Origin of the sequence: Nonomuraea sp. NPDC050663 (genome assembly GCF_044456985.1) — a bacterium.
GTDB lineage: Bacteria > Actinomycetota > Actinomycetes > Streptosporangiales > Streptosporangiaceae > Nonomuraea.
Map to the genome: position 1 here is coordinate 102,170 of NZ_JBITGL010000017.1, position 22,396 is coordinate 124,565.

Annotated in this window: 25 protein-coding genes; 8 read left to right on the plus strand and 17 right to left on the minus strand. The window is 71.4% G+C overall.

Annotated elements, in window-relative coordinates; genetic code table 11:
- Positions 1-8 precede the first annotated feature (8 nt).
- Genes ACIBH1_RS38270 through ACIBH1_RS38280 form a run of 3 tightly spaced genes read left to right on the plus strand, consistent with a single transcriptional unit; the run spans position 9 to position 5,097 of the window.
- Complete coding sequence (locus tag ACIBH1_RS38270) at positions 9-1,625, plus strand: ABC transporter ATP-binding protein (RefSeq protein ID WP_397318945.1); 1,617 nt, start codon at positions 9-11, stop codon at positions 1,623-1,625.
- Complete coding sequence (locus ACIBH1_RS38275) at positions 1,622-3,289, plus strand: ATP-binding cassette domain-containing protein (RefSeq protein WP_397318946.1); 1,668 nt, start codon at positions 1,622-1,624, stop codon at positions 3,287-3,289. Before ACIBH1_RS38270 ends, ACIBH1_RS38275 begins: the two co-directional genes overlap by 4 nt.
- Positions 3,286-5,097, plus strand: a complete 1,812-nt coding sequence (locus tag ACIBH1_RS38280) for a prolyl oligopeptidase family protein (RefSeq protein ID WP_397318947.1) — start codon at positions 3,286-3,288, stop codon at positions 5,095-5,097. The genes ACIBH1_RS38275 and ACIBH1_RS38280 overlap by 4 nt, the downstream gene beginning before the upstream one ends.
- Here the strand turns inward: ACIBH1_RS38280 and ACIBH1_RS38285 are convergent.
- The 3 genes from ACIBH1_RS38285 to ACIBH1_RS38295 form a co-directional block, all read right to left on the minus strand.
- The gene (locus ACIBH1_RS38285; RefSeq protein WP_397318948.1) at positions 5,085-5,741 is read right to left on the minus strand and encodes a DNA-binding response regulator; all 657 of its coding nucleotides are present in this window, start codon (positions 5,739-5,741) and stop codon (positions 5,085-5,087) included. The two genes, ACIBH1_RS38280 and ACIBH1_RS38285, sit on opposite strands and share 13 nt — an antisense overlap.
- Positions 5,742-5,834: 93 nt before the next feature.
- Entirely contained in the window at positions 5,835-6,296 is a 462-nt protein-coding gene (locus tag ACIBH1_RS38290; protein WP_397318949.1) for a MarR family winged helix-turn-helix transcriptional regulator, read from the minus strand.
- Positions 6,293-6,880, minus strand: a complete 588-nt coding sequence (locus ACIBH1_RS38295) for a type 1 glutamine amidotransferase family protein (RefSeq protein WP_397318950.1) — start codon at positions 6,878-6,880, stop codon at positions 6,293-6,295. Before ACIBH1_RS38295 ends, ACIBH1_RS38290 begins: the two co-directional genes overlap by 4 nt.
- A 60-nt stretch (positions 6,881-6,940) precedes the next feature.
- On the opposite strand from ACIBH1_RS38295, the gene ACIBH1_RS38300 reads away from it, so the two are divergent.
- From ACIBH1_RS38300 to ACIBH1_RS38315, 4 genes are all read left to right on the plus strand, one after another.
- Positions 6,941-8,266 (plus strand): NERD domain-containing protein kinase family protein, encoded by a 1,326-nt coding sequence (locus tag ACIBH1_RS38300; protein WP_397318951.1) that lies wholly within the window; start codon positions 6,941-6,943, stop codon positions 8,264-8,266.
- A 69-nt stretch (positions 8,267-8,335) separates the two neighbouring features.
- On the plus strand, positions 8,336-9,040 hold the full coding sequence (locus ACIBH1_RS38305) for a hypothetical protein (RefSeq protein WP_397318952.1): 705 nt from the start codon (positions 8,336-8,338) through the stop codon (positions 9,038-9,040).
- A 34-nt stretch (positions 9,041-9,074) separates the two neighbouring features.
- Entirely contained in the window at positions 9,075-10,094 is a 1,020-nt protein-coding gene (locus tag ACIBH1_RS38310) for a DUF2293 domain-containing protein (protein ID WP_397318953.1), read from the plus strand.
- On the plus strand, positions 10,091-10,426 hold the full coding sequence (locus ACIBH1_RS38315; protein ID WP_397319057.1) for an MmcQ/YjbR family DNA-binding protein: 336 nt from the start codon (positions 10,091-10,093) through the stop codon (positions 10,424-10,426). The genes ACIBH1_RS38310 and ACIBH1_RS38315 overlap by 4 nt, the downstream gene beginning before the upstream one ends.
- Here ACIBH1_RS38315 and ACIBH1_RS38320 read toward each other — a convergent pair.
- A complete protein-coding gene (locus ACIBH1_RS38320) occupies positions 10,406-10,978 on the minus strand; it encodes a LysE family translocator (protein WP_397318954.1) in 573 nt (190 codons plus the stop codon). The genes ACIBH1_RS38315 and ACIBH1_RS38320 overlap by 21 nt on opposite strands.
- Positions 10,979-11,129: 151 nt before the next feature.
- Between ACIBH1_RS38320 and ACIBH1_RS38325 the strand changes: the two genes are divergently transcribed.
- Positions 11,130-11,642 carry a hypothetical protein gene (locus tag ACIBH1_RS38325; protein WP_397318955.1) on the plus strand — a complete coding sequence of 171 codons (513 nt, stop codon included), beginning with the start codon at positions 11,130-11,132 and terminating at the stop codon, positions 11,640-11,642.
- Here ACIBH1_RS38325 and ACIBH1_RS38330 read toward each other — a convergent pair.
- From ACIBH1_RS38330 to ACIBH1_RS38390, 13 genes are read right to left on the minus strand one after another with little or no spacing between them, the layout of a single operon-like run.
- Positions 11,615-12,790, minus strand: coding sequence for a kynureninase (locus ACIBH1_RS38330; RefSeq protein ID WP_397319058.1), 1,176 nt, complete (start codon positions 12,788-12,790; stop codon positions 11,615-11,617). The genes ACIBH1_RS38325 and ACIBH1_RS38330 overlap by 28 nt on opposite strands.
- Entirely contained in the window at positions 12,771-13,457 is a 687-nt protein-coding gene (locus ACIBH1_RS38335; protein WP_397318956.1) for an ABC transporter ATP-binding protein, read from the minus strand. The genes ACIBH1_RS38330 and ACIBH1_RS38335 overlap by 20 nt, the downstream gene beginning before the upstream one ends.
- Complete coding sequence (locus ACIBH1_RS38340; RefSeq protein WP_397318957.1) at positions 13,451-14,188, minus strand: ABC transporter ATP-binding protein; 738 nt, start codon at positions 14,186-14,188, stop codon at positions 13,451-13,453. The genes ACIBH1_RS38335 and ACIBH1_RS38340 overlap by 7 nt, the downstream gene beginning before the upstream one ends.
- A complete protein-coding gene (locus ACIBH1_RS38345; protein ID WP_397318958.1) occupies positions 14,172-15,086 on the minus strand; it encodes a branched-chain amino acid ABC transporter permease in 915 nt (304 codons plus the stop codon). Before ACIBH1_RS38345 ends, ACIBH1_RS38340 begins: the two co-directional genes overlap by 17 nt.
- Positions 15,086-15,943 carry a branched-chain amino acid ABC transporter permease gene (locus ACIBH1_RS38350; protein ID WP_397318959.1) on the minus strand — a complete coding sequence of 286 codons (858 nt, stop codon included), beginning with the start codon at positions 15,941-15,943 and terminating at the stop codon, positions 15,086-15,088. Before ACIBH1_RS38350 ends, ACIBH1_RS38345 begins: the two co-directional genes overlap by 1 nt.
- Positions 15,940-17,070 carry an ABC transporter substrate-binding protein gene (locus tag ACIBH1_RS38355; protein ID WP_397318960.1) on the minus strand — a complete coding sequence of 377 codons (1,131 nt, stop codon included), beginning with the start codon at positions 17,068-17,070 and terminating at the stop codon, positions 15,940-15,942. The genes ACIBH1_RS38350 and ACIBH1_RS38355 overlap by 4 nt, the downstream gene beginning before the upstream one ends.
- Complete coding sequence (locus ACIBH1_RS38360; protein WP_397318961.1) at positions 17,067-18,038, minus strand: amidohydrolase family protein; 972 nt, start codon at positions 18,036-18,038, stop codon at positions 17,067-17,069. The genes ACIBH1_RS38355 and ACIBH1_RS38360 overlap by 4 nt, the downstream gene beginning before the upstream one ends.
- Positions 18,035-18,544 carry a 3-hydroxyanthranilate 3,4-dioxygenase gene (locus ACIBH1_RS38365; RefSeq protein ID WP_397318963.1) on the minus strand — a complete coding sequence of 170 codons (510 nt, stop codon included), beginning with the start codon at positions 18,542-18,544 and terminating at the stop codon, positions 18,035-18,037. Before ACIBH1_RS38365 ends, ACIBH1_RS38360 begins: the two co-directional genes overlap by 4 nt.
- Entirely contained in the window at positions 18,541-18,936 is a 396-nt protein-coding gene (locus tag ACIBH1_RS38370; protein ID WP_397318965.1) for a RidA family protein, read from the minus strand. Before ACIBH1_RS38370 ends, ACIBH1_RS38365 begins: the two co-directional genes overlap by 4 nt.
- Positions 18,936-19,679, minus strand: coding sequence for a 2-keto-4-pentenoate hydratase (locus ACIBH1_RS38375; protein ID WP_397318966.1), 744 nt, complete (start codon positions 19,677-19,679; stop codon positions 18,936-18,938). The genes ACIBH1_RS38370 and ACIBH1_RS38375 overlap by 1 nt, the downstream gene beginning before the upstream one ends.
- Positions 19,676-20,683, minus strand: coding sequence for a 4-hydroxy-2-oxovalerate aldolase (dmpG, locus tag ACIBH1_RS38380; RefSeq protein ID WP_397318967.1), 1,008 nt, complete (start codon positions 20,681-20,683; stop codon positions 19,676-19,678). Before dmpG ends, ACIBH1_RS38375 begins: the two co-directional genes overlap by 4 nt.
- Positions 20,680-21,582, minus strand: a complete 903-nt coding sequence (locus tag ACIBH1_RS38385; protein ID WP_397318968.1) for an acetaldehyde dehydrogenase (acetylating) — start codon at positions 21,580-21,582, stop codon at positions 20,680-20,682. The genes dmpG and ACIBH1_RS38385 overlap by 4 nt, the downstream gene beginning before the upstream one ends.
- Complete coding sequence (locus ACIBH1_RS38390) at positions 21,579-22,376, minus strand: 2-keto-4-pentenoate hydratase (RefSeq protein WP_397318969.1); 798 nt, start codon at positions 22,374-22,376, stop codon at positions 21,579-21,581. The genes ACIBH1_RS38385 and ACIBH1_RS38390 overlap by 4 nt, the downstream gene beginning before the upstream one ends.
- Positions 22,377-22,396: the final 20 nt, after the last annotated feature.

The window sequence follows — 22,396 nt, forward strand, 5'->3', positions numbered from 1 at the left end:
GAGGCCGCGTGCGGGCGGCGGACCGGCTGGTCACCAGAACCCTGCGACAGGCGGGCGTCTGGACCATGCTGCTGGCCCTGGCGTCGGTGGTCACCTCCGTGGCCCTCCTCGCCCTCCCCTATCTGATCGGCAAGGCGGTCGACACCCCCGGCCAGAGTCTGTGGCCGGTGCTGGCCGCCGTGACCGCGGCCGCGCTGGTCGGCTGCGACGCCCTGGCCGCGTGGGCCTCCGGCGCGAGCGGCGCGAGCGCCGCCGCCTGGGTACGCCGCCGGGCCGTACGACACGTGCTCGGCGTGGGGCCGCGCCTGACCCGGCGTTTCACCGAGGGCGACCTGGCCACCAGGATCGGCCTCAACGCCGAGGAGACCGGCCGCGCCCCCGACTCCATCGTCTCCGGCCTGAGCCTGCTGATCCCCTCGGCCGGCGCTCTCGTCCTCCTGATCGTGATCGACCCCTGGCTGGCCGTCGCGCTGACGGCCGGCCTCGTCGTCATCGCCCTCATCCTCAAGGCGTTCCTGCGCACCTCCACCGACCTGGCAGCCGGATACCAGGAGGCCCAGGCCGAGCTGGCGGGCCGGTTCCTCGACGCGATCAAGGGCGCCCGCACGATCGCCGCCGCGCACTCGGCGGAACGCGAGGCGGGCCGGATCCTCCACGTCCTGCCCCGGCTGAGCACCCACGCCATGGGCCTGTGGCGCGCGAACGCCGACGCCGCGGTCCGTGCCGGGCTGCTGGTGCCGCTCCTGGAGATCGTCGTGCTCTGCATGGGCGGATTCCGCCTGGCCGCGGGCGAACTGAGCGTCGGCGAACTCTACGCGGCCGCGCGCTACGTCGTGCTCGGCACCGCGCTCGGCTCTGCGGTGGGCCAGCTCGCCGGGCTCGCCAGGGCCCGCGCCGCCGCCGCCCGGCTGACCGAGCTGCTCGACGAGCCCGCCACCAGGTACGGCAGGAGTGAGCTGCCGCCGGGACCCGGCACCCTGGAGATCCGCGGCACCGACGGCCTGGACCTGGCCATCATGGGCGGCAGCTGCGTGGCGATCGTCGGGCGCAGCGGATCGGGCAAGTCGCGCCTGGCCGAGCTCGCCGGGCGCATGGCCGACCCGCCGCAGGGCACCGTCAGGCTCGACGGGGTGCCGCTGCCGTGGCTGAGCCGCGCGGCGCTGCGTGGCGCGGTCGGCTACGCGTGGGAGCGGCCCGCGATGCTCGGCGACACCGTGGCGGGCATGATCGCGCTGAACGGCCGCAAGGCGCCCGTGATCCGCTCGGCCGAGCACGCCGGGGCCGACGCCTTCGTGCGCCGCCTGCCCGAGGGCTACGACACCCCGCTCGCGCAGGCGCCGATGTCCGGCGGTGAGCGCCAGCGGCTCGGGCTGGCCCGCGCGTTCGCGCAGGGTGACCGGCTGCTGATCCTCGACGACGCGACCTCCAGCCTCGACACGGTCACCGAGCATCAGGTGCGCCAGGCCCTGTCGCGCGACAGCCGTACCCGCCTGATCGTCACCCACCGCGTGGCCACCGCCGCTGCGGCCGACCGGGTGATCTGGCTTGAGGACGGCCGCGTGCGCGCCGAAGGGCCCCACGAGCGGCTCTGGCAGGACCCGCGTTATCGGGCGGTGTTTGCATGAGGCTCCGTGCCCTTCGCGGCGGCGCGCGCCTGGGGCTGATCCGGCAGATCCTCGCCTCCAGGCCGCGGCTGCTGTGGGCGCTGGCCGGCTGGTCGGTGGTCGAGGCGCTGCCCATGGCGGTGCTGGGCATCGTGCTGGCCCACGCCATCGACGACGGCTTCGCGGCGGGCGAGCCGGTGACGGGCCTGCTCTGGCTCGGCGCGCTGGGCGCCGCCTGGGTGATCGGCGCCGTGGGCGCCCGTCAGGTCGTCATGACGATCGCGAGCCTGGTGGAGCCCTTCCGCGAGGCGCTGCTCCGCCGGGTCGTGAACGGCGTGCTGCACCGCGCCGACGGCGACACCGCCGCGCTCGCCCGCACCAACCTGCAGGTGGAGCTGGCCCGCGACGCCCTCGCCGCGGTGATCACCGTCCTGCGTTCCTTCGTCTTCAGCCTGGCCGGGGTGGTCATCGGGCTGGCCGCGCTCGTCCCCGAGCTGGTGCTGCTCATCCTGCCGCCGGTGTTCGCCGGACTGGCGCTGTTCGCGGCGTCGTTGCCCGCTCTGGCCCGGCGCCACCGCGCCTTCCTGCTGGCCGACGAGGCCACCGCCGAGGCCGTCACCGCGATGGCCGCCGGGCTGCGCGACGTGAGCGCCGCCGGGGCGGAGGAACGTATCGGCGACCAGGTCGTCGCCCGCGTCGACGCCCAGGCGCGCGCGGGCACGCGGCTGGCCGGGCTCACCGGGGCGCGCACGCTCACCCTGGCCGTGGGCGGCTGGCTGCCGGTCGTGATCGTTCTGGCGAGCGCGCCCTCGCTCGGCGCCGGGCCCGGGGTCGTCCTGGGCGCGCTCACCTACGTCACCCAGTCGCTGGTTCCCGCGCTGAGCAACCTGTTCGAGGGCCTGGGGGCCAACGGGGTACGGCTGGGCGTCTCGCTGGGGCGCGTGCTGGAGTCGGCGCCCATCCCGTCGCCCCGCTCCGTCCTGGAGGGCGGTCGCAGCGGCGGGGCCCGGCTGCGCGGTGTGCGCTTCGCCTACGGCCCGCATGCCGAGCCGGTCCTCGACGGGCTCGACCTGGACCTGGCCGAGGGCGAGCACCTGGCCGTGGTCGGGCCGAGCGGCATCGGCAAGTCGACGCTGGCCTCGCTGCTGGCCGGGCTGCTGTCGCCCGACGCGGGATGGGTGCTGGTCGGGGGCATCAGGGCCGACCTGATCGACCCGGTCAACCGGGTCCTGGTGCCGCAGGAGGCCTACGTCTTCAGGGGCACGCTGCTGGAGAACCTCATGTACCTGGGCTGCGGCGAGGTCATGTCCGCGGTGCGCGCGGTCGGGGCGGAGGACCTGGTCGCCCGGCTGGGCGGGCTGGAGTCCGAGATCGACCCGGCGCTGCTGTCGCCCGCCGAGCGCCAGCTGATCACCCTCGTGCGCGCCTACCTGTCGCCCGCCCGCCTGGTGATTCTCGACGAGGCCACCTGCCATCTCGACGCCGCCGCCGAGGCGCGGGCCGAGGAGGCCTTCGCCCGGCGCGGCGGCACGCTCGTCGTCATCGCCCATCGGATCAGCTCGGCGGTCCGGGCCCGCAGGGTGCTCGTCATGGACGGCACCGGCGTGATGCTCGGCACCCACGAGGACCTGCTCGACCGCTCCCCTCTCTACGCCGACCTGGTAGGACACTGGAGGATCGCGTGAACGACCCCTTCCGCTGGCTCGAGGACCCGAGCAGCCGGGAGACCCGGGACTGGCACCTGCGCCAGGACGAACTCTGGAACCGTCACCTGTCGAAGCTCGCCTGGCGCGAGGAGGCCATGGCGCAGATCAGGGCCATGTCGGCGGCGGGTGAGGTGTCGGCGCCCACGTGGCGCGGCGAGCACCAGTTCATCACCAGGCGCGCGGCCTGGCAGGACCACGCCGTGCTTTACCGCGACGACAAGGCCCTGATCGATCCGAACCTGCTCGACTCCAGCGGCGCCACGGTGCTCGACGACTGGCAGCCCGACCTGGAGGGCCGCCAGGTGGCCTTCCAGTTGTCGCGCGGCGGCGACGAGCGCTCGGCGCTGTACGTCGTCGACGCCGACACCGGCCAGATTGTCGACGGCCCCGTGCCCGACTGCCGATACTCCCCCGTGGCCTGGCTGCCCGACGGCAAGGCCTTCTACTACGTGCGCCAGGGCGCCGTCTGGCTTCGCCGGGTGGGCGGGCCGGAGGAGCGGCTGTGCAAGGGCCAGGGCATCGGGCTGAGCCACGACGGGCGCTGGCTCGTCGTCGCCCAGGACCGCGATGTGCGGATCATCGACCTGCCCGAGTCGACGACGCGTGCCGTACAGGAGGGGGTCCAGGCTCGCACGGTGGCGGCGGTCGGCCCCGACGGGCGCTTGTACGTCGCGACCGATCGCGACGCGCCGCTCGGCCGGTTGTGCGTGGCCGATCCCGGGCGTCCTGACGAGTGGCGGGAGCTGGTGCCGCAGGATCCCGAGGCGGTGTTCGCCGGTTTCGCCGTGCTGGAGACCCGGTTGCTGGTGGCCTGGCTGCGTGACGCGGTGTCCGAGGTGACCGTGCACGATCTCGACAGCGGGGCCAGGATCGGCGAGGTGCCGCTGCCGGGTCCCGGCTCCGTCGGGCCGATCAGCGTGCGCGGCGACGAGGCCTGGTTCGTCTACACCGACTACGTGACGCCCTCGACCGTGCTGCGCTACCCCGGCGAGGCGCCGGTCATGGAGGCCGAGATCCGCTCCGAGCGGGTCGAGGCGATCTCCGCCGACGGCACCAGGGTGCCGGTGCTGGTGTTGTCGAGGCCCGGCGACAGCGGCCCGCGCCCGACCATCCTGTACGGCTACGGCGGCTTCGGCATTCCGCTCACCCCCGCCTACTCCACCTACATCCTGCCGTGGGTGTTGTCAGGGGGTGTCTTCGCGCTGGCCGGGGTCAGGGGCGGCGGCGAGCGCGGCGAGGAGTGGCACCGGCAGGGCATGCGGGCCGACAAGCAGAACAGCTTCGACGACTTCGTCGCCTCGGCCTCCCTCCTCATCGAGGGAGGCTGGACCACGCCGTCGCAGCTGGGCGCCTGCGGCGAGTCGAACGGCGGGCTGCTCGTGGGCGCGGCGATCACGCAGCGTCCCGAGCTGTTCGGCGCGGCCGTGATGTCGGCGGCCGTGCTCGACATGGCCCGCTACGAGCTGTTCGGGATGGGCGCCTCGTGGCGTCAGGAGTACGGCTCGGCCGACGTGCCCGAGGAGCTGGAGTGGTTGATGGCCTACTCGCCCTACCACCACGTGCGCCCTGGGGTGCGGTATCCGGCGACGCTCTTCACGGTGTTCGAGGGCGACACCCGGGTGGATCCGATGCACGCGCGCAAGATGTACGCGGCCATGATGGAGTCGGGGGTCGAGCACGTCTACCTGCGGCGTGAGCGCCACGTGGGCCACGGGCGGCGGGCCTACAGCAGGGGGGTCGAGCTGGCCGCCGATCTGCTCGCCTTCTTCCGCCATCACCTGCGCTGACGCCATCGGATGAGGCCGAAACGTCCCAGGGAGGCGGGCCACAACCAGCCCGCCTCCCTGGCGATCTCGACGGCCTCCACCCTGGTGCGCGCCCCGACCTTCATCAGGATGCGCGACATGTAGTTGCGGACGGTGCCGTCGGAAAGGCACAGCCGTACGGCGGCGTCCTCGATCGTCGCCCCCTCGGCCACCACGCCCAGCACGTCGAGCTCGCGCGCGGTCAGGGGGTTCTCGGGTGCCTTGAGCGCGGCCACGGCCAGCTCGGGGTCGATCACCCGCTCCCCCTGCATCACCCTGCGGATGCAGGCGGTCAGCTCGCTGGGCCTGGCGTCCTTGACGACGAAGCCCTGCACGTCGGCGGCGAGGGCCCGGCGCAGCGCGGTGGGCGTGGCCAGGCCCGTGAGGATCACCGCCCGGCACGACGGCAGCTCGCGGCGCAGCTCCGCGACGGCGGTGAGGCCGTCGAGTCCTGGCAGGGCGATGTCGACCAGGGCCACGTCGGGGCGGCAGCGTAAGGCGGCCTTGACGATGTCGTTGCCGTTGTCGACGTCGTCGACGACCTCCATGTCGGGCTCGGAGTCGATCAGAGCCTTGAGTGCACCCCTGATCAGGTGCAGGTCTTCGGCGAGCAGGATCCTCGTCACAGCTACCCCCAACGATCTGTGCACAGATGGTCACTATCAGCTAGATCGGTGGGGGAACGCAAGGGATTCCGGAGTAAAGGACCTTGACTCGGGTTATGGCATCGATTTCAGGTCGGCCGGATCGAACTCCAGCGCGGACGACAGCCGCCTGAGCGCGTCGATGACCTCCAGCAGGCCGTCGTGGCCGAGAGCCCCGATCACGCGATCCGCCGCCGCCTCCAGGTCGGGGTCGATGGCCTCGATGGCGGCCCGGCCCGCCGCCGTGGGGCACAGGAGCTTGGCACGGCGGTGGGCGGGGTTGGTCTCGTATTCCGCCAGCCCCTTGTCGACGAGCAGGTCGGCCACCCGCTGCACGCCCTGGCGGGTCAGGCCGCGCAGCCGGGCGATGCCGGCCACGGACATGGGCGTGTCGAGGACCGCGCTGAGCACCTGCCACCAGGCCACGGTGATGCCGGCGGGCCGGGCCAGCGCGTCGCCGAGGGCGAGGAACTGGCCGTTGAGCCGGTAGACCGTGAGCGCGGCGTCGGTGAGCATGGGACCGTGCGGGTAGGTCATGCCGAGGACAGTACCTCCCAGGCCGACTGGTCCTTCTTGCCGAACAGCCGGTACCACGCGTCGAGCACGACCGGCGGGTAGACCTCCAGCTTGGCGAAGATCTCCCGGGCGAACTCGACGGGGGCGTAGGCGGCAGCGGTGATCAGGTCGCCGTCGGTCACCGCCGGGGAGTCGACGTAGCGCTCCGCGCCGGCGTACCCCTCGGCCATCGCGAGGTAGAAGGGCGCGTTGCTGGTGTGGCGGCGGGTGTCGAGCAGTCCGGCGCGGGCCAGGCCGAGCGTGGCCCCGCAGATCGCGGCGACCGGCACCCCCGCTTCGAGGAAGGCCGCGGCCTTGCCGGCGAACGGGGCCAGGGAGTCGCCGCTCTCCCACGGCTCACCGCCGGGCAGGACCAGCATCGCGGAGCCGGACGGCTCGACCTCGGACAACTGCACGTCGGGCAGGATGCGCAGCCCGCCCATGGTGGAGACGGGGTCGAGCGTCAGTGCGGCGGTCACGACACGCTGCTCGGCGAGCCCGGCGGTGACGTAGCCGGACTCCCAGTCGGACAGGCCGTCGTACACACCCATGTAGATCGTGTTCATGACAATATACTGTCATTTCGACAGCATGCTGTCAATCGAAAACATGCGAAGATGATCCCCATGGCAGAGATCGTCGGAGGCGGGCGCCCGGTCAACGATGCCGAGCGCCGCGTGATCGCCCATCTGCGCGACCACGCGCCCGACGACTGGCTGCTCCTCCACAACGTCGAGGTGCCACGCGGCGACGACGTCTTCGAGGTCGACCTCCTGGTCATCACCGGCCACTCGCTGGTGGTGATCGACGTGAAGGGCACCAGGGGCCGCATCGAGGTCGCCGGCCCGCGCTGGTTCCCGTCGAGGAGCCCCGCGTACGGCTCGCCAGCGGTCAAGCTCCGCGGCACCGCCAGGGCGATCAAGGGCCTGCTCGTCGACAAGCACCGCGAGCTGGAGCGCGTCTACGTCGACAGCCTCGTCGTGCTGACCGCGCCCGACGCCAAGCTGGTCGACCCCGACAACCGCGACACCGGCCATGTGAGCGGCCTGCCCGGCCTCATCGACACCCTCGGCGACGTGCGGCGGGTGCGGCGCGGCGGCACCACCGACGCCAGGTCCTACCGCGGCGCCATCCTCGACTCGCTCAACGCGATGGTCCGCCGCAGCACGGCCGCGCCCAGGTTCGGCCACTGGGAGGTGGAGGAGGAGCTCGGCGGCGACGCCAAGGTCACCGAGTATCGCGCCTTCAACGCCACCCTGCCCGGCAGCCAGACCGTGCTGCTGCGCGTCTACCAGGCCGATCCGATGGCCGACAAGGCCACGCGCGCCGCCGAGCTGCAGCGCATCGCCAACGCCTACCAGTCGCTGGCCATCCTGCCGCCGCACCCCAACGTGGTGCGCCCGCGCGACTTCTTCGCCATCGACGACGAGAGCCGCTTCGTCCTGGTCCTCGACGACGTGCACGGCGAGGCGCTCCAGCTGCGCAGGCAGGTGGGCCTGGGCGTGATCAGGGAGATGCTGGCCGGACTGGCCCACGCGCACGCCCACGGGGTGATCCACCGCGCGCTGACCCCGGCGAGCGTGCTGGTGACCGACGACGGTCACGCGATGCTCACCGGCTTCGACTACGCCAAGCCCGGCCCGCGCGCCTACACCGTCGCGCACGAGCTGGGCAACGTTCTCGACACGCAGTTCGTGGCGCCCGAGTGCCAGAACCGCCCCGACCTGATGAACGCCGCCTCCGACGTCTACGCGGCCGGGGTGATCGCGCAGCGGTTCCTGGCCGATCCGCCCGAGGTGGTGGCGCGCATGCTCGACGTGTCACCGGCACGACGGCCGTCGGCCGCGCAGGCTCTGGCGGCGCTCGACCGGCCCGCCGCGGAGTTCGCCGCCGAGCCCGTCGCGGAGACCCGGCAGGACCCGTGGTGGCGGCGGCTCTTCCGCCGCGACTGACGCTACTCACGGGTAACTGAGTATCCGAGCGCTTACCGGCCCCGGAGCGCCGGAACGAGACTCGATTCCATGCGATTCTGGATATTTCCGGTCACGGTGGTGGTGGCGCTCTTCGCGATCTGGTTACTGATCTTCCTCGACGTGCCCCTGTCCACCCTGCTCTCGCTCGCCCTGGGCTTCGTCAGCCTGGCCTGGCTGGTCGGCCTGCTGATCATCCCGTGGAACCTGTACTTCGGCGCGCTGCGCGCCGTGGGCAGCATGGAAGAGTCGCGCAGGCGCGGCATCGAGATCGACGCCCACCACGAGGAGGAGGCGCGCAGGATCGCCCGGCGCATGCTGCGCCTGGCGATCGGCGGCCACCTGCTCTCGGCCGTCGTGGTCGGGGTGATCAGCTACTTCTCCGGCAGCCAGGTGGGCTACTACTTCGCCGGGTTCTACCTGCTGAGCACCCTCTTCCGCCCGGCCGTCGCCTACTTCGGCCACCTGCGCCGCCGCATCACCAGCCTGTCGACGAGCGCGACGCATCCCCGCGACGACGTGCTGACCATGCGGGAGTCCGTCCAGCGGCACGAGCAGGAGCTGAAGCGCATGGCCGAGGAGAACGGCCACCTGCGCGACGAGATCGCCTTGCTGCAGGGACGGGTCCACGACGCCGAGCGCAGGGTCAACGGCATCTCGCAACGCTTCGCCGAGACGGTGAACGGCATGGCCGACAACCACGAGGTGATCACCGGGCTGAAGGCCTTCATCCGGTTGCTGCGCGCCGAACAGTGAGGAGCCCGGCGCAGGATGCGGCAAGCTTGGGCCCATGAGCCTGACCGCGCGGGTGGCCAAGGCCGCCGAGATCGCCCTGGCCGGCCGCAAGCACGTCACCTTCCTCGACGTGGTGACCGGGCTGCGCTGGCTGCACACGCGCCACGTCGACACCTGGCGCCAGGGACGCGCGGCCACGCTCTCCGAGCTGGCCGCGGTCGACGACGAGCGCATGGTCCAGGCGGCGGCGCTCCTGCGCGACTGGGCTCGGGCCCAGGGTCTCAGGCCCGCGGCGGTGCCGTACGTCTCCGGCAGCCGTGACCGGCGCGAGCTGCGCTTCACCCGCGAGGGCGACCAGGAGGCCTTCCGCACCCACTGGCTCTCCCCCGATCTCAGCGAGGCCAGGGTCAGGCAGCTGACGGCGGAGAAGGTGCCCGACCTGGTCGTGGTCGTGCCGCAGAAGGCGTGGACGTGCGCCGACTGCGGCGAGACCGGGCCTTACCTGATCATGGAAGAGGATCGGCCGCACTGCCTGACCTGCACCGACCTCGACCACCTGGTCCTGCTGCCCGCCGGCAACGCCACGCTCAGCCGCCGGGCCAAGAAGGAGAGCACCCTGTCGGCGGTGGTCGTCGAGTTCAACAGGCGCCGCAAGATCTACCAGCGCGTCGGCGTGCTCGTGGAGGAGGCCGCCCTGGCGCTAGCCGAGGAGCAGTGCCTGGCCGACGAGGAGGTACGCCTGCGCCGCCGCGACCGCGACCGGGAGCGGCGTGACCACCAGGACGTGGAGTACCAGGCGCGGATGGCCGCCGAGATCACCCGGCTGTTCCCCGGCTGCCCGGCCGGGCGCGCCGAGGAGATCGCCCTCCACGCCGCCCGGCGCGGCAGCGGCCGGGTGGGCCGCACGGCCGCCGCCAAGGTGCTCGACGAGAACGCGATCACCCTCGCCGTGGTGGCCTCCGTGCGCCACCTCGACACCGACTACGACACCCTGCTGATGCAGGGGGTGCCGCGCATGGTGGCGCGGGAGCGGATCCGCGAGAAGATCGAGGCTAAGCTCGCCTCGTGGAGATGAGGGAACGGCTGCTGGAGTTCGCCCTGAGCCTGCCCGAGGCCTGGGAGGACGAGCCCTGGGAGGGCGACACCGTGGCCAAGGTGGCCAAGAAGATCTTCGTCTTCCTCGGCTCCCCCGACGGGTTCACGGTGAAGCTCACCAGCCAGGCGCACGGCCACGCCATGACCGTGGAGGGCGCCGAGCCCGCGGGCTACGGGCTGGGCAAGTCGGGCTGGGTCAGCGTGCCGTACTCCAAGGCGCCCGGTTTCGAGGTGCTGCGCGACTGGGTCGAGGAGAGCTACCGCAACGTCGCGCCCAAGCGGCTGGTCAAGCTACTGGACGGCCAGGCGTAGGGCGAAGCCGACGAGCACCACGCCGGTCACCCGCTCGATGCGGCGGCGCATGCGCGGCGTGCGCAGCAGCGTGCCCAGCCGGTCGACGACCAGGATGTAGAGGGTGAACCAGAGCGCGTAGAGCCCGGCGAAGATCGCCGAGAGCAGCACGGGCGACTCGGTGGCCATGAACTGCGGCAGGAAGGTCACGAAGAAGAGCAGGACCTTCGGGTTGAGCAGGTTCGACAGCAGGCCGCTGCGGATGTGACGCGCGGTGGGCGCGCCCGGCTCCGCGCCGCGTCCGCGGGCCCGAAGCGCCTGGACCCCGAGCCACAGCAGGTAGGCGACGCCGGCCCAGCGCAGGATGGCGAAGGCGGTCGGCGAGGCGGCCAGGAGGGCCGAGAGCCCCGCTGTCGCGGCGGCGGCGTGGACGGTCAGGCCGATCAGTCCGCCGAGCATCGTGCGGAGTCCCGCGGCGCGGCCGTGGCTGATGGAGGTGCGCATGATGAGCGCGGCGTCCGGTCCCGGAATCATGATCATGATCAGTCCGGTCACCGTGAAGGTGAGCAGCATGGCGGGGATCTCCCGGAGAGCTGGGGGCGCGCTCCGAGGAACCCGCGGGTGTGCAGGCCGCACGGAACGCGGGCAAACAACAACAAAAGTGCCTTGTGGGCATCAAGATGCTATCGGAACAGTTAGCACGCTCTGACCCGTCACACCGGACATGATGATTCTGCTGCTGGCCCTGCCCCTGCTCCACGCCGACTGGACCGTGACCGAGGCCCCGCGCGAGACCCACTGGGTCAACCCCTGCGGCGACGCCCGGCTCGGCGCCGCGGGCCGCGTCGAGGTGCTCAACGCCCAGAAGCACGCCCCGGCCTCCTCACGGCTGGAGGAGATCGCCCGCTACCGCAACGTGAAGGCCGCCAAGCAGGCCATGGCCGACCTGCGCGGCGCCCTGGTGCGGTGCGCGCGCACCGACGACGGCAGCGGCCTGGGCCGCGACCAGGTGTGGACGAGCGCCTCGGTCAAGGCCGGCGACGAGGCGCTCAGGGTGGCCATGCAGAGCCACCACGGCTCACGGCCGACGCTGCACGGCCAGCGCGCCGTCGTGGCCAGGCAGGGCCGCTACGTGATGGTCTACGCCCACGCCGACGAGGGCTCGGCCCTGCCGCGCGCCTCCGACTTCCGCCGTCACCTCAAGGACGCTCAGGTGACCGCCAGACGGTTGCGGTAGACCGGGTCACGCCACAACTCCTTCTCCAGGACCTCGCCGATGATCGTCGCGGCGTCGAAGACGTCGACGAAGCGGGTGTAGAGCGGGGCGAACCCGAACCTCAGGATGTCGGGCGCGCGGAAGTCGCCGTGCACGCCGCGGTCGATCAGCGCCCGCATCACCGGGTAGCCGTCGTCGTGGAGGAAGCTCACCTGGCTGCCCCGCCGCTCGGCCTCGCGCGGCGAGGCCAGCTCCAGCCGGTCGCCCACCAGGTCGATGAAGAGGTCGGTGAGCCTCGTGCTCTTGGACCTCACATCGGCCAGGTCGACCTGGTCCCACAGGTCGAGCGAGGCCTCCAGGGCGGCGAACGACAACACGTGCGGGGTGCTCACGGCGAAGCGCCTGATGCCCTCGGCCGGGCGGTGGCGCGGCTCGAAGGCGAACGGCTCCGCATGGCTGTACCAGCCCGGCAGCACGTTCTGAGCGGCCTCGTGGTGGCGCGGATTGACGTAGAGGAAGGCAGGCGAGCCCGGGCCGCCGTTCAGGTACTTGTAGGTGCAGCCCACCGCGAAGTCCGCCTCGGAGACGTCGACCTCCAGCGCGCCGACGCTGTGGCAGACGTCCCAGATCATCAGCGCGCCCGCCTCGTGGACCCGGCGGGTGACCTCGGGCACGTCGTAGCGGGCGCCGGTGCGGTAGTCGACCTCCGCCAGCAGCACCACCGCGGCGCCCTCGAAGCCCTCCGAGACGTCCCGCGTCGGACCGAGCCGTTCGATGATGTAGTTGTCGGTCGGGAAGTTGGCACGGTCCACCACGATCGTGCCCGACCGCAATCCCAGGGCCGCGGAAACCGCCTGGTAGACGGCGATCGAGGTGGTGTTGCCGACCACGACCGTGCCGGGGGCGGCGCCGATCAGCGGAGCCAGCCGGTCGCCGGTGGTCAGGGGCTGGGCGAACCAGCCCGCGCTGTTCCAGCCGCCGACCAGCTCGCGTCCCCACTCCTCGGTGACCGTGCGGGCCACCCGCTCCGCCGTACGGCGTGGCATGGCGCCCAGCGAGTTGCCCACGAGGTAGACGACCCCCTCGGGCAGCACGAACTCGTCCCTGAAGCCGCCCAGCGGATCGGCCTCGTCCAGCGCGGCGCAGGCCTCACGATCCAACACCCAGATACTCCTTCGCAGCAGCCGGGTCCCTGCGGAACTCGGCGGTCGTGGCCTGGTAGACGAAACTGCCCTTCACCATGCACCGCACCTCGTCGGCGACGGCCACGGCCAGATGCAGATTCTGCTCGACCAGAATGATCGACATGCCTTCCAGGCTCGAAAGGGCCCGGCCCAGCTCCTCGACGACGAGGGGCGCCAGACCTTCCGACGGCTCGTCGAGCAGCAGCAGCCGGGGGTTGCCCAGCAGGGCCCTGCCGATGGCGAGCATCTCCTGCTCGCCGCCGGACAGCTGGTCGCCCCGGTGGCCGCGGCGGGCGGCCAGTGAGGGGAAGAGCTCGTAGACCCGCTCGGCCGTCCACTCCCCCGGACCGGAGGAGATGGCGAGGGTCTCCTCGACGGTCAGCGAGCGGTAGACGCGCCGCCCCTGCGGCACGATCCGTACGCCGTGCCGGGCGATCTGCCGGGTGTCGAGCCCGGCCAGCTCGTCGTCGCCGAGCCTGATCGAGCCGCTCCACGGCTTCACCAGGCCCATGAGGGTGTGCACGAACGTCGTCTTGCCGACGCCGTTGCGCCCGAGGACGGCCACGGCCTTGCCGGGCGCGAGCTCCATGGCGGCTTCGTGCAGCACCTGGGCCTGGCCGTACCCGGAGGCGAGCGCTTCGACGGTCAGCACCAGATCTCCTTGGCCGTGCCCAGGTAGACCCGCTCGACCTCGGCGCTGGCCTTGATCTCGGCGGGTGAACCGTCGGCGATGACCTTGCCGGAGGCCAGCACGGTCACGTGGGAGGCGACGGCGAACACGACGTCGAGGTCGTGCTCCACGATCAGCAGCGTGGTGTCCAGGTTCTGGATGAGCTCGGCGAAGCGGGCGCTCTCGGCCGACGACATGCCCGCCGCGGGCTCGTCGAGCAGCAGCAGCCTGGGCTGCTGGGCCAGGGCCATGGCCACCTCCAGCCTTCGTGCCTCGCCGTGGGACAGGGCGCCGGCCGGTCTCTCGTCGCTGAGCTCCATGAGCTCCAGGTAGCCGGTCACCTCCCGTTTTATATCCATATTTCGCCCCCTACCCAGCCACGCCCGCATCCCGAGCCCCCGCCGGCCCCGCACGGCGAGCGCCACGTTCTCCGCGCAGCTCAGCCCCGCGAACAGGCTGCTGTGCTGGAAGGTCCTGGCGATGCCGCGCCGCGCGCGCCGGTGCTCGGGCAGCCCGGTCACGTCCTGGCCGTCGAACTCGATCGTGCCGCCCGACGGTTTCAGCGCACCCGCGATCATGGCGAACAGCGTGGACTTGCCCGCGCCGTTCGGCCCGATCAGCGCCCGCCGCTCCCCCTCGCCCACCGACAGGCTCACCCCGTCGACGGCGTTGAGCGCGCCGAAGCGCATGGTCAGCTCATGCAGCCTGAGCACGTCGCCTCCCCAGCAGTCCGTTGGGCAGGAGGTAGACGCAGATCACGAACAGCGCGCCCTCCACCAGCAGCCACAGCTCGCCGAGCGCGGTCGAGGTGACCGAGCGCAGCACGATCAGCCCCACACCCGCGATCAGCGGCCCGACGAGCGTCTGGCGCCCGCCGAGCAACACCATGATCAGCAGCAGCACCGAGACGCCGATCTCCAGGTGGGTGGGGGCGACGAAGGTGTCCTTCTGCTCCACCAGCGCTCCGCCGGCCGCGCACACCGCCCCGGCGATCACCACGGCCGCCAGCCGTACGCCGGTCACGTGGTAGCCGAGCGCGGCCATGCGCGCCTCGTTCTCGCGCGTGCCCGCGATGGAGCGGCCCAGCGGGCCGTCGCGCAGCAGGACCAGCACGCCGAAGCCGACCGCGACGACCGCCAGCGCCCACCAGTAGAACGTCACCACGTCCAGGCCCGTCGGCGGGATGTCGGCCAGGCCGTTGTCGCCGCCGGTCACGCGCGTGGAGCGGGTCGCCGCCTGCACCGCGATCTCGCCGATGGCCAGGGTGAACATCAGGAAGAAGAAACCCCTGGTGCGCACCGCGAACCACCCGGTCAGCAGGGCGAACAGCACGCCCGCCGCGATCGCGACCAGCAGCTGGAGCGCCACGTTGGGCGTGACGTGCTTGGCGGTCAGCCCGGCGGCGTAGGCGCCGACGCCCAGGAAGGCCGCGTGTCCTAGCGAGGGCAGCCCGCCGTGTCCCACCAGGAAGGCCAGGCTCGCGGCCATCAGCCCGTAGGCCAGCCCACCGGCCAGCAGGTCGAGGCGATAGGCGTCGAGCATGTACGGCATGGCAGCCAGCAGGACCATGACCGCCACGACGGCGATCTTCCTCGTCAGGTCCTTCCTCATCACGTCGCCCTCCCGAACAGCCCGGCCGGGCGCCACAACAACACGGCGGCCATCACCGCGAACAGCAGGTAGGCGGCCAGCTCCGGCACCAGGGCCACGCCGAGCGTCTGCACCTGGCCGATGAGCAGGGCTCCCAGCGCCGCGCCGCGGATCGAGGCCAGCCCGCCGACCACGATGACGATCAGCGCCAGGACCAGCACCTCGGTGTCGAGCCCCGCGCGCAGGTTGAGCAGCGGGCCGCCGAGCACTCCCGCGAGCGTCGCCAGCGCGCAGCCCGCGAGCACCACCGACAGGCGGATACGCCTGACGTTGACGCCCGTGGCGGCCAGCATCTCGGGATCGTCGACGGCCGCGCGGACCAGAGCGCCCGCCCTGGTCCGCTCGAAGACCCAGAAAGTCGCCCCGGCGATCGCCAGGCCGGCCACGATGACCGCCACCCGGTAGGCCGGGTAGCTGCCCGCGATGCTGCCGTCGAGCCCGCGCGGCGCGGCCAGACTGTGGAAACCCCGGTCGGCCACCTGCAGCAGGAACTCCGACAGCAGGATGGCCAGGCCCATGGTCAGCAACGCCTGGTCCAGGTGGCCGCGCCTGGTCAGCGGCCTGATCGCCACCGACAGGCCGCCGCCGAGCACCAGACCGGCGACCACGGCCAGCAGGGCGACGCCGATGAAGACCGCCAGCGAGGTGGGCGCCTCGCCGATGACCAGGAACGCCAGGTAGCCGCCTGCCATGTAGAGCGCGCCGTGGGCCAGGTTGAGCACGTCCAGGAGGCCGAAGATCATGGTGAGTCCGACGGCCAGGACGAAGAGCAGGCATCCGAAGGCGATGCCGTCGAACGCGGTGACGAGCAAGGTCACGATGCGGGATCCGGGGCGATGGTGGCCACGACCTTGTTCACGCCGCCCTCGTAGGTGCGGGCGTACCAGTTCTGCACCGGGTTGTGCTTGTCGGCGTCGAGCGTGAAGGTGCCGCGGGGGCTCTTGATCTCGCCGACCTTGGCCAGCGCGTCGGACAGGCTGCCTTGAAGAGCCGCCGCCTTGTCGATGAGCTGCATGGCGTCCCAGCTCTGCAGCGCGACCGCCGACGGGTTCTTGCCGGTCTTGGCCTTCCACATGCTGACGAAGGCGGCGTTCTCGGGGTTGTCGAGCGCCGGGGAGTACAGGCCGACGCTGGTGATGCCCTCCGCGTCGGCGCCGATGGCCTGCAGCACGTCCTCGTCGGTGATGTTCTGGCAGGTCAGCAGCTTGATCTTGGAGTCGTAGCCGAACTGCTTGAAGTTCTTGGCGAAGGTGATCGCCTCGCCGCCGGCGTAGAAGGTGTAGAGGAACTTGGCCTCGGAGGGGATCTGGCTCAGGTACGGCTGGAAGTTCTGCGTCTTGCCGAAGGGGGTGAGGATCTGCTTGATCGGCTTGGCGCCGCCCGCCTTGGTGTAGCCGTCCTCGAAGCCCTTGAGCGTCTCGGTGCCCGCGGAGTAGTCGGCGCCCATGAGCACCGCGCCCTCCTTGCCGTAGGCCTCGACCGCGTACTTGCCCGCCGCGTAGCCGTGCATGTAGTTGGTGTAGGAGACGCGGAAGACGCCGGGGCCGCCCAGCGCGTCGGCGCCGGCGTTGGCGATCACCACGGGCGTCTTCTGGGCGCCCGCCTCCTTGGCCACCGCGACCGCGACGGGCGAGGCGATCAGGCCGGTGATCACGTCGACCTTGTTCTCGAGCGTGAGCTGCTTGGCCTTCTGCTGGCCAGCCTCCGGGTTGCCCGCGTCGTCGGCGACGATGAGCTCGGCCTGCTTGCCGCCCAGCTTGTTGCCGTGCCCTTCGAGGTAGAGCTTCATGGCGGTTTCCATGTCGTCGCCGAGGGCGGAGTAGACGCCCGTCTGCGAGACGATCGCGCCGACCTTGATCGTCGAGTCGTCGGCCGCGCTCTGGGTCGCCGCGCCACCACAGGCGCTGACCGACAGCACCAGCAGGGCCAGCACCGCATATCTCATGAGAACTCCCCGAGGAAGGTTCTAGCGTTGTTGCCGAGGATCTTTGCGCGTGCGGTGCCGGAAAGGAACCCCGCGTTGCGGACAAGTTGACCGACCGGCGACTCGCCCAGCGGGTAGGGGAAGTCGGAGCCGAGCATCACGCCGTCCTCGGTGAAGACGTCGACCAGCAGCCGCAGGGCACGCTCGTCGAAGACGACCGAGTCGACGCTGAAGCGGTCGACGTAGTGGCTCGGCGGGTGCTCGGAGGTGCCGATCACGTCGTGACGGCGGTGCCAGGCGTTCTCCAGGCGGCCCAGCCAGAAGGCGAACGAGCCGCCCCCGTGGGCGAAGCAGATGCGCAGGTCGCGCGAGACACGGTCGAAGACGCCGCCGAGGATCATGGCGATGATCGACAGGTGGGTCTCGGCGGGCATGCCGACGATCCACTGGGCCATCCACCGCTCGATGCGCGGCCCGCCCGGCAGGTCCCACGGGTGCACGAAGACCGGCATGCCGATGTCGGCGCAGTGCTGGAGGAAGTCCACGAAGTGGTCGAGGTCGAGGTCGCCCACGTGGTTGCCGATCTCGACGCCCCTGTGGCCCTGGCGTTTGCAGCGGTCGAGCTCCTCCACGGCCAGCTCGACGTCCTGCAGCGGCACCTGGCAGAAGGGGATCAGCCGCTCGTCGGAGCAGATGTCGAGCGCCAGGTCGTTGAAGATCTTCGAGATCCGTACGGCATCCGCGGGCGGTCTGTCGTAGCCGAAGAAGACGGGTGTGGGCGAGACGACCTGCTTGTCGACGCCGTCTTCCCGCATGGCTTCGAGACGCTTCTCGGCGTCCCAGCACTCATGACCGACCTTGCGGAAGTCCTGGTCGTTGACCAGGATCATGGCCTCGCGCTCGGAGTCGACGCGCAGCCGGGGCGCCCCCGGCCAGCCCAGATCGGGCCAGCCCTGGGGCACGTAGTGTGTATGGACGTCGATGATCATTTGCCGGGGTGAACCGTTCCGCAGTTGTCGCAGGTGCGCGCCTTCTCGTCGGCGTAGAAGGCGTTGAAGACCGGCGGCAGGTCCTGGACGATGTCGCGCACCTGCAGCTCCACCTCGTGCACCGGCTGGTCGCAGCTCGGGCAGAACCACAGGAACTTCTCCAGTGTGCCCTCCTCGCGGATGCGCTCGATCACCAGGCCGACCGAGTCCGCCTCACGCTGCGGCGAGTGCGGCAGGTTGCCGGGCAGCAGCCACATCTGGCCCTCACGGATGTCGATCCGCTGCGGCCCCTCAGGGGTCATCACGTTCAGGTGCATGTTCCCCTTGATCTGGTAGAACAGCTCCTCGTACGGGTCGATGTGGAAGTCGCTGCGCTGGTTGGGGCCGCCGACCACCATCACGATGAAGTCGTCGGCCTGATCGAAGACGACCTTGTTGGCCACCGGCGGCTTGAGCAGGTGCGCGTTGTCTTCGATCCACCTGGTGAAGTCGATGGGGGGAATCATCGGCGCTCCTTGTAAGCGATGGCCTGGATCTCGATCAGCAGATGCGGGTGCGGCAGCTGGTGCACCGCCACGGTGGTGCGCGCGGGGCCGGTCTCGTCGAAGTACTCCGCCCAGACCTCGTTGTAGCCCTTGAAGTCGTTCATGCTGACCAGGTACGTGGTGACCTGGACCAGGTCCTCCAGCGACGCGTCCTCGGTCTTGAGTATCCGGCCGATGTTCTCGATCACCGCCCTGGTCTGCTCCCTGATGTCCAGGTCGGTGGTGCCGAACTCGTCCGTCGTGGCTCCGGCGATGCTGTTGTCGGGGCGGCGCGAGCTCGTGCCCGAGACGAACAGGTGGTCGCCCGCCCGCCTGACGTGCGGGAACCTGCCGCGCGGTGTCGCCAGGGCCATCACGTGCTCCTCAGTGATACCGAGCCGAGATGCTGGATCTCGGCCCTGACGTGCATGCCGGGCCCCAGCGGCTCGGCCGCGGTGGCCGCGCCGGCCAGCACCACCCAGCCCTCCTCCAGCGGCCCGCCGGCCAGCCTCGCCGCCTCGGCCACCGCCCGGCGCGGGTCGCCGAGTATCGCCCCCGTCGAGCCGTACTGCAGGGCGCCGCCCGCCCGGAAGAGCACACCGAGGTTCCACCGGGCCGGGTCGTACGGTTGCCACGGGCCGAGCACGTAGGCGGCGCCCGAGGTGTTGTCGGCGATCACCGATTCGAGCGAGAAGCGGAAGTTCTCGTAGCGGGAGTCGATCACCTCGATGGCGGGGGCGACCGCGGCGACCGTGCCGCCCTCGCCGACCAGGTAGGCGACCTCCGGCTCGACCCTGGGGTGGATGAAGCGGGCGGTGTCGAGCGTGCCGCCCTCCTGGACGGCCATGGCGTCGGTCAGGCGGCCCAGGATGAGGTCGTGCACGCCCATCTGGACCCGCTTGGCCTCGCTGGTGAAGCCGAGCTTCACACCGGTGAGGCGCTCGCCTCGCTTGAGCCTGAGGTCGATGAGCTCGCGCTGCACCTCGTAGGGGTCGAAGCTCTCGGCGGGCTGGGCGATCGCCTTGGCCGTACGGCAGGCCTCGTCGAGCCGCTCCGCCAGGCTCATCGCCCGGCTCCCGGGCTCATCGGCCGGCCGGCCGTGGTCGCTGGGGCTCATCGGCCGGCTCCCAGGTCGAGGGCGATGTCGACGATCATGTCCTCCTGGCCGCCGACCATGTTGCGGCGTCCGGCCTCGGCCAGGATCGCCCGGGTGTCGACGCCGTAGCGTGCCGAGGCCGCCTCCGCGTGACGCAGGAAGCTGGAGTACACCCCCGCGTAGCCGAGCGTCAGCGTCTCCCTGTCGACCCGGACCGGCCGGTCCTGCAGCGGCCTGATCAGGTCGTCGGCGGCGTCCATCAGCGCGTAGAGGTCGCAGCCGTGCTCCCACCCCATCAGGTCGGCCACGGCCACGAAGGCCTCGATCGGGCAGTTGCCCGCCCCCGCGCCCATGCCCGCCAGCGAGGCGTCGACCCGCGTGCAGCCGTTCTCGACCGCCACCACGGAGTTGGCCACGCCGAGCGCGAGGTTGTGGTGGGCGTGGATGCCGATCTCGGTCTCCGGGCGCAGCCTGTCGCGATATCTCAGGATGCGTTCCTTGACCCCGTCCATGGTCAGCCGCCCGCCGGAGTCGGTGACGTAGACGCAGTGCGCGCCGTACGACTCCATGAGCGCCGCCTGCGCGGCCAGCTCCCCGGCCGGGGCCATGTGCGACATCATCAGGAACCCGGCCACGTCCATGCCCAGGTCGCGGGCGGTGGCGATGTGCTGGGCGGAGATGTCGGCCTCGGTGCAGTGCGTGGCGATGCGCACCGACGTGACCCCCAGGCCGTGCGCCCGCTTGAGGTCCTCGATCGTGCCGATGCCCGGCAGCAGCAGCGTCGTGAGCCTGGCCGTGGTGATCGCTCCGGCGACCGCCTCGATCCACTCGTCGTCGGTCTGGGCGCCTGGCCCGTAGTTGAAGCTGCCGCCCGCCAGTCCGTCGCCGTGCGCGATCTCGATCGCCGCCACGCCCGCGCGGTCGAGCGCGCGGGCGATCTCGGCGGCCTGGTCGACCGTGTAGCGGTGGCGGATGGCGTGCATGCCGTCCCGCAGGGTCACGTCCTGCACGTAGACGCGGGTCATGGGGCCAGCCTCTCGGCGGTGCGGAGCGCGGCGGAGGTCATGATGTCGAGGTTGCCGGCGTAGGCCGGAAGGTAGTGGGCCGCGCCCTCCACCTCCAGGAAGACGCTGACCTTGACGCCGCCCTTCGCGCCGGGCACCAGCGTCCAGACCGGCTCGTCGTCGCCGACCGCGGAGAACTGCACCTCCTGCTTCAGCCGGTATCCGGGCACGTACTCCTGGACCCCGGCCACCATCGCCTCCACGGCGTCGGTCACGGCCCGCTCGTCACACTCCTCGACCAGGCAGTAGACCGTGTCGCGCATGATCAGCGGCGGCTCGGCCGGGTTGAGGACGATGATCGCCTTGCCGCGCTCCGCGCCGCCAATCTTCTCGATCGCCCGCGCGGTCGTCTCGGTGAACTCGTCGATGTTGGCCCGGGTGCCCGGCCCCGCCGACCTCGAGGCGATCGAGGCGACGATCTCGGCGTACCTGACCCTCGTGGTCGAGGCGACCGCGGCGACGATCGGGATCGTCGCCTGGCCGCCGCAGGTGACCATGTTCAGGTTCTGGGCGTCCAGGTGCTGGTCGAGGTTGACCGGCGGCACCACGTACGGTCCGATCGCGGCGGGCGTCAGGTCGATGACCCGCTTGCCGTACGGCTGGAGCACCGCGTAGTTACGGTGGTGCGCGGCGGCCGAGGTGGCGTCGAAGACCACGTCGACATCGGCGAACTCCTCCAGCCCGACGAGCCCTTCGACACCTTCCGCCGTGACCGCCAGCCCGCGCCGCCCGGCCCTGGCCAGGCCGTCGGAGCCGGGGTCGATGCCGGCCATCGCGACGCACTCCAGCTTGTCGGACAGCAGGCACTTCAGCATGAGGTCGGTGCCGATGTTGCCGGAGCCGATGATGGCGGCTCTCATGACGAGAACACCGCCCTGACCGAGCCCAGCCCCTCGATGTGGGCCTCGAAGACGTCGCCGGCCTCGACGGGGATCACCGGGCCCAGCGCGCCGGTGAGCACGATGTCGCCCTTCCTCAGCGGCCGGTCGGTACGGCTCAGCGTGTCGGCGAGCCACACGGCGGCGTTGAGCGGGTGGTCCAGGCAGGCCGCGCCCACGCCGGTGGAGACCTCCTGGCCGCCCTTCGTCATGGTCATCCCGGCCAGCCGCAGGTCGACGCTCCGCAGGTCCACGGGCGTGGCTCCGAGCACGAACGCGCCGCTGGAGGCGTTGTCGGCGATCGTGTCGGCCAGGGTGATGTCCCAGCCGTCGATGCGCGAGTCGACGATCTCGATCGCGGGCAGCACGAAGTCGACCGCCCTGATCACGTCGACCACGGTGAACGGCCCGCCCTCCAGGTCGTCCTTCATGACCAGCGCGATCTCGGCCTCCGCCTTCGGCTGCAGGAACCTGCCGGCCGGGATCGGGCGGCCGTCGAGGTAGGCCATGTCCGCGAAGAGCATGCCGAAGTCGGGCTCGCTGACGCCGAGCTGCTCCTGCACCTTGAGGTTGGTCAGGCCGATCTTCCTGCCGACCAGGCGGCGGCCCTCCGCCAGGGCCCGCCTGGTGTTGATCGCCTGCACCGCGTAGCCGTCGGCGGCCGTGCCGACGATGTCACGCACCGGGGGGCACGGCTTGCCGGATCGCTGCGCCTCCAGCAGACGGTCTGCGGCCACCTGGTAGGTGTCGACGGCTTCTGACCACGTGTCGCTCATCGCATCTCCCTCGTCTTTCC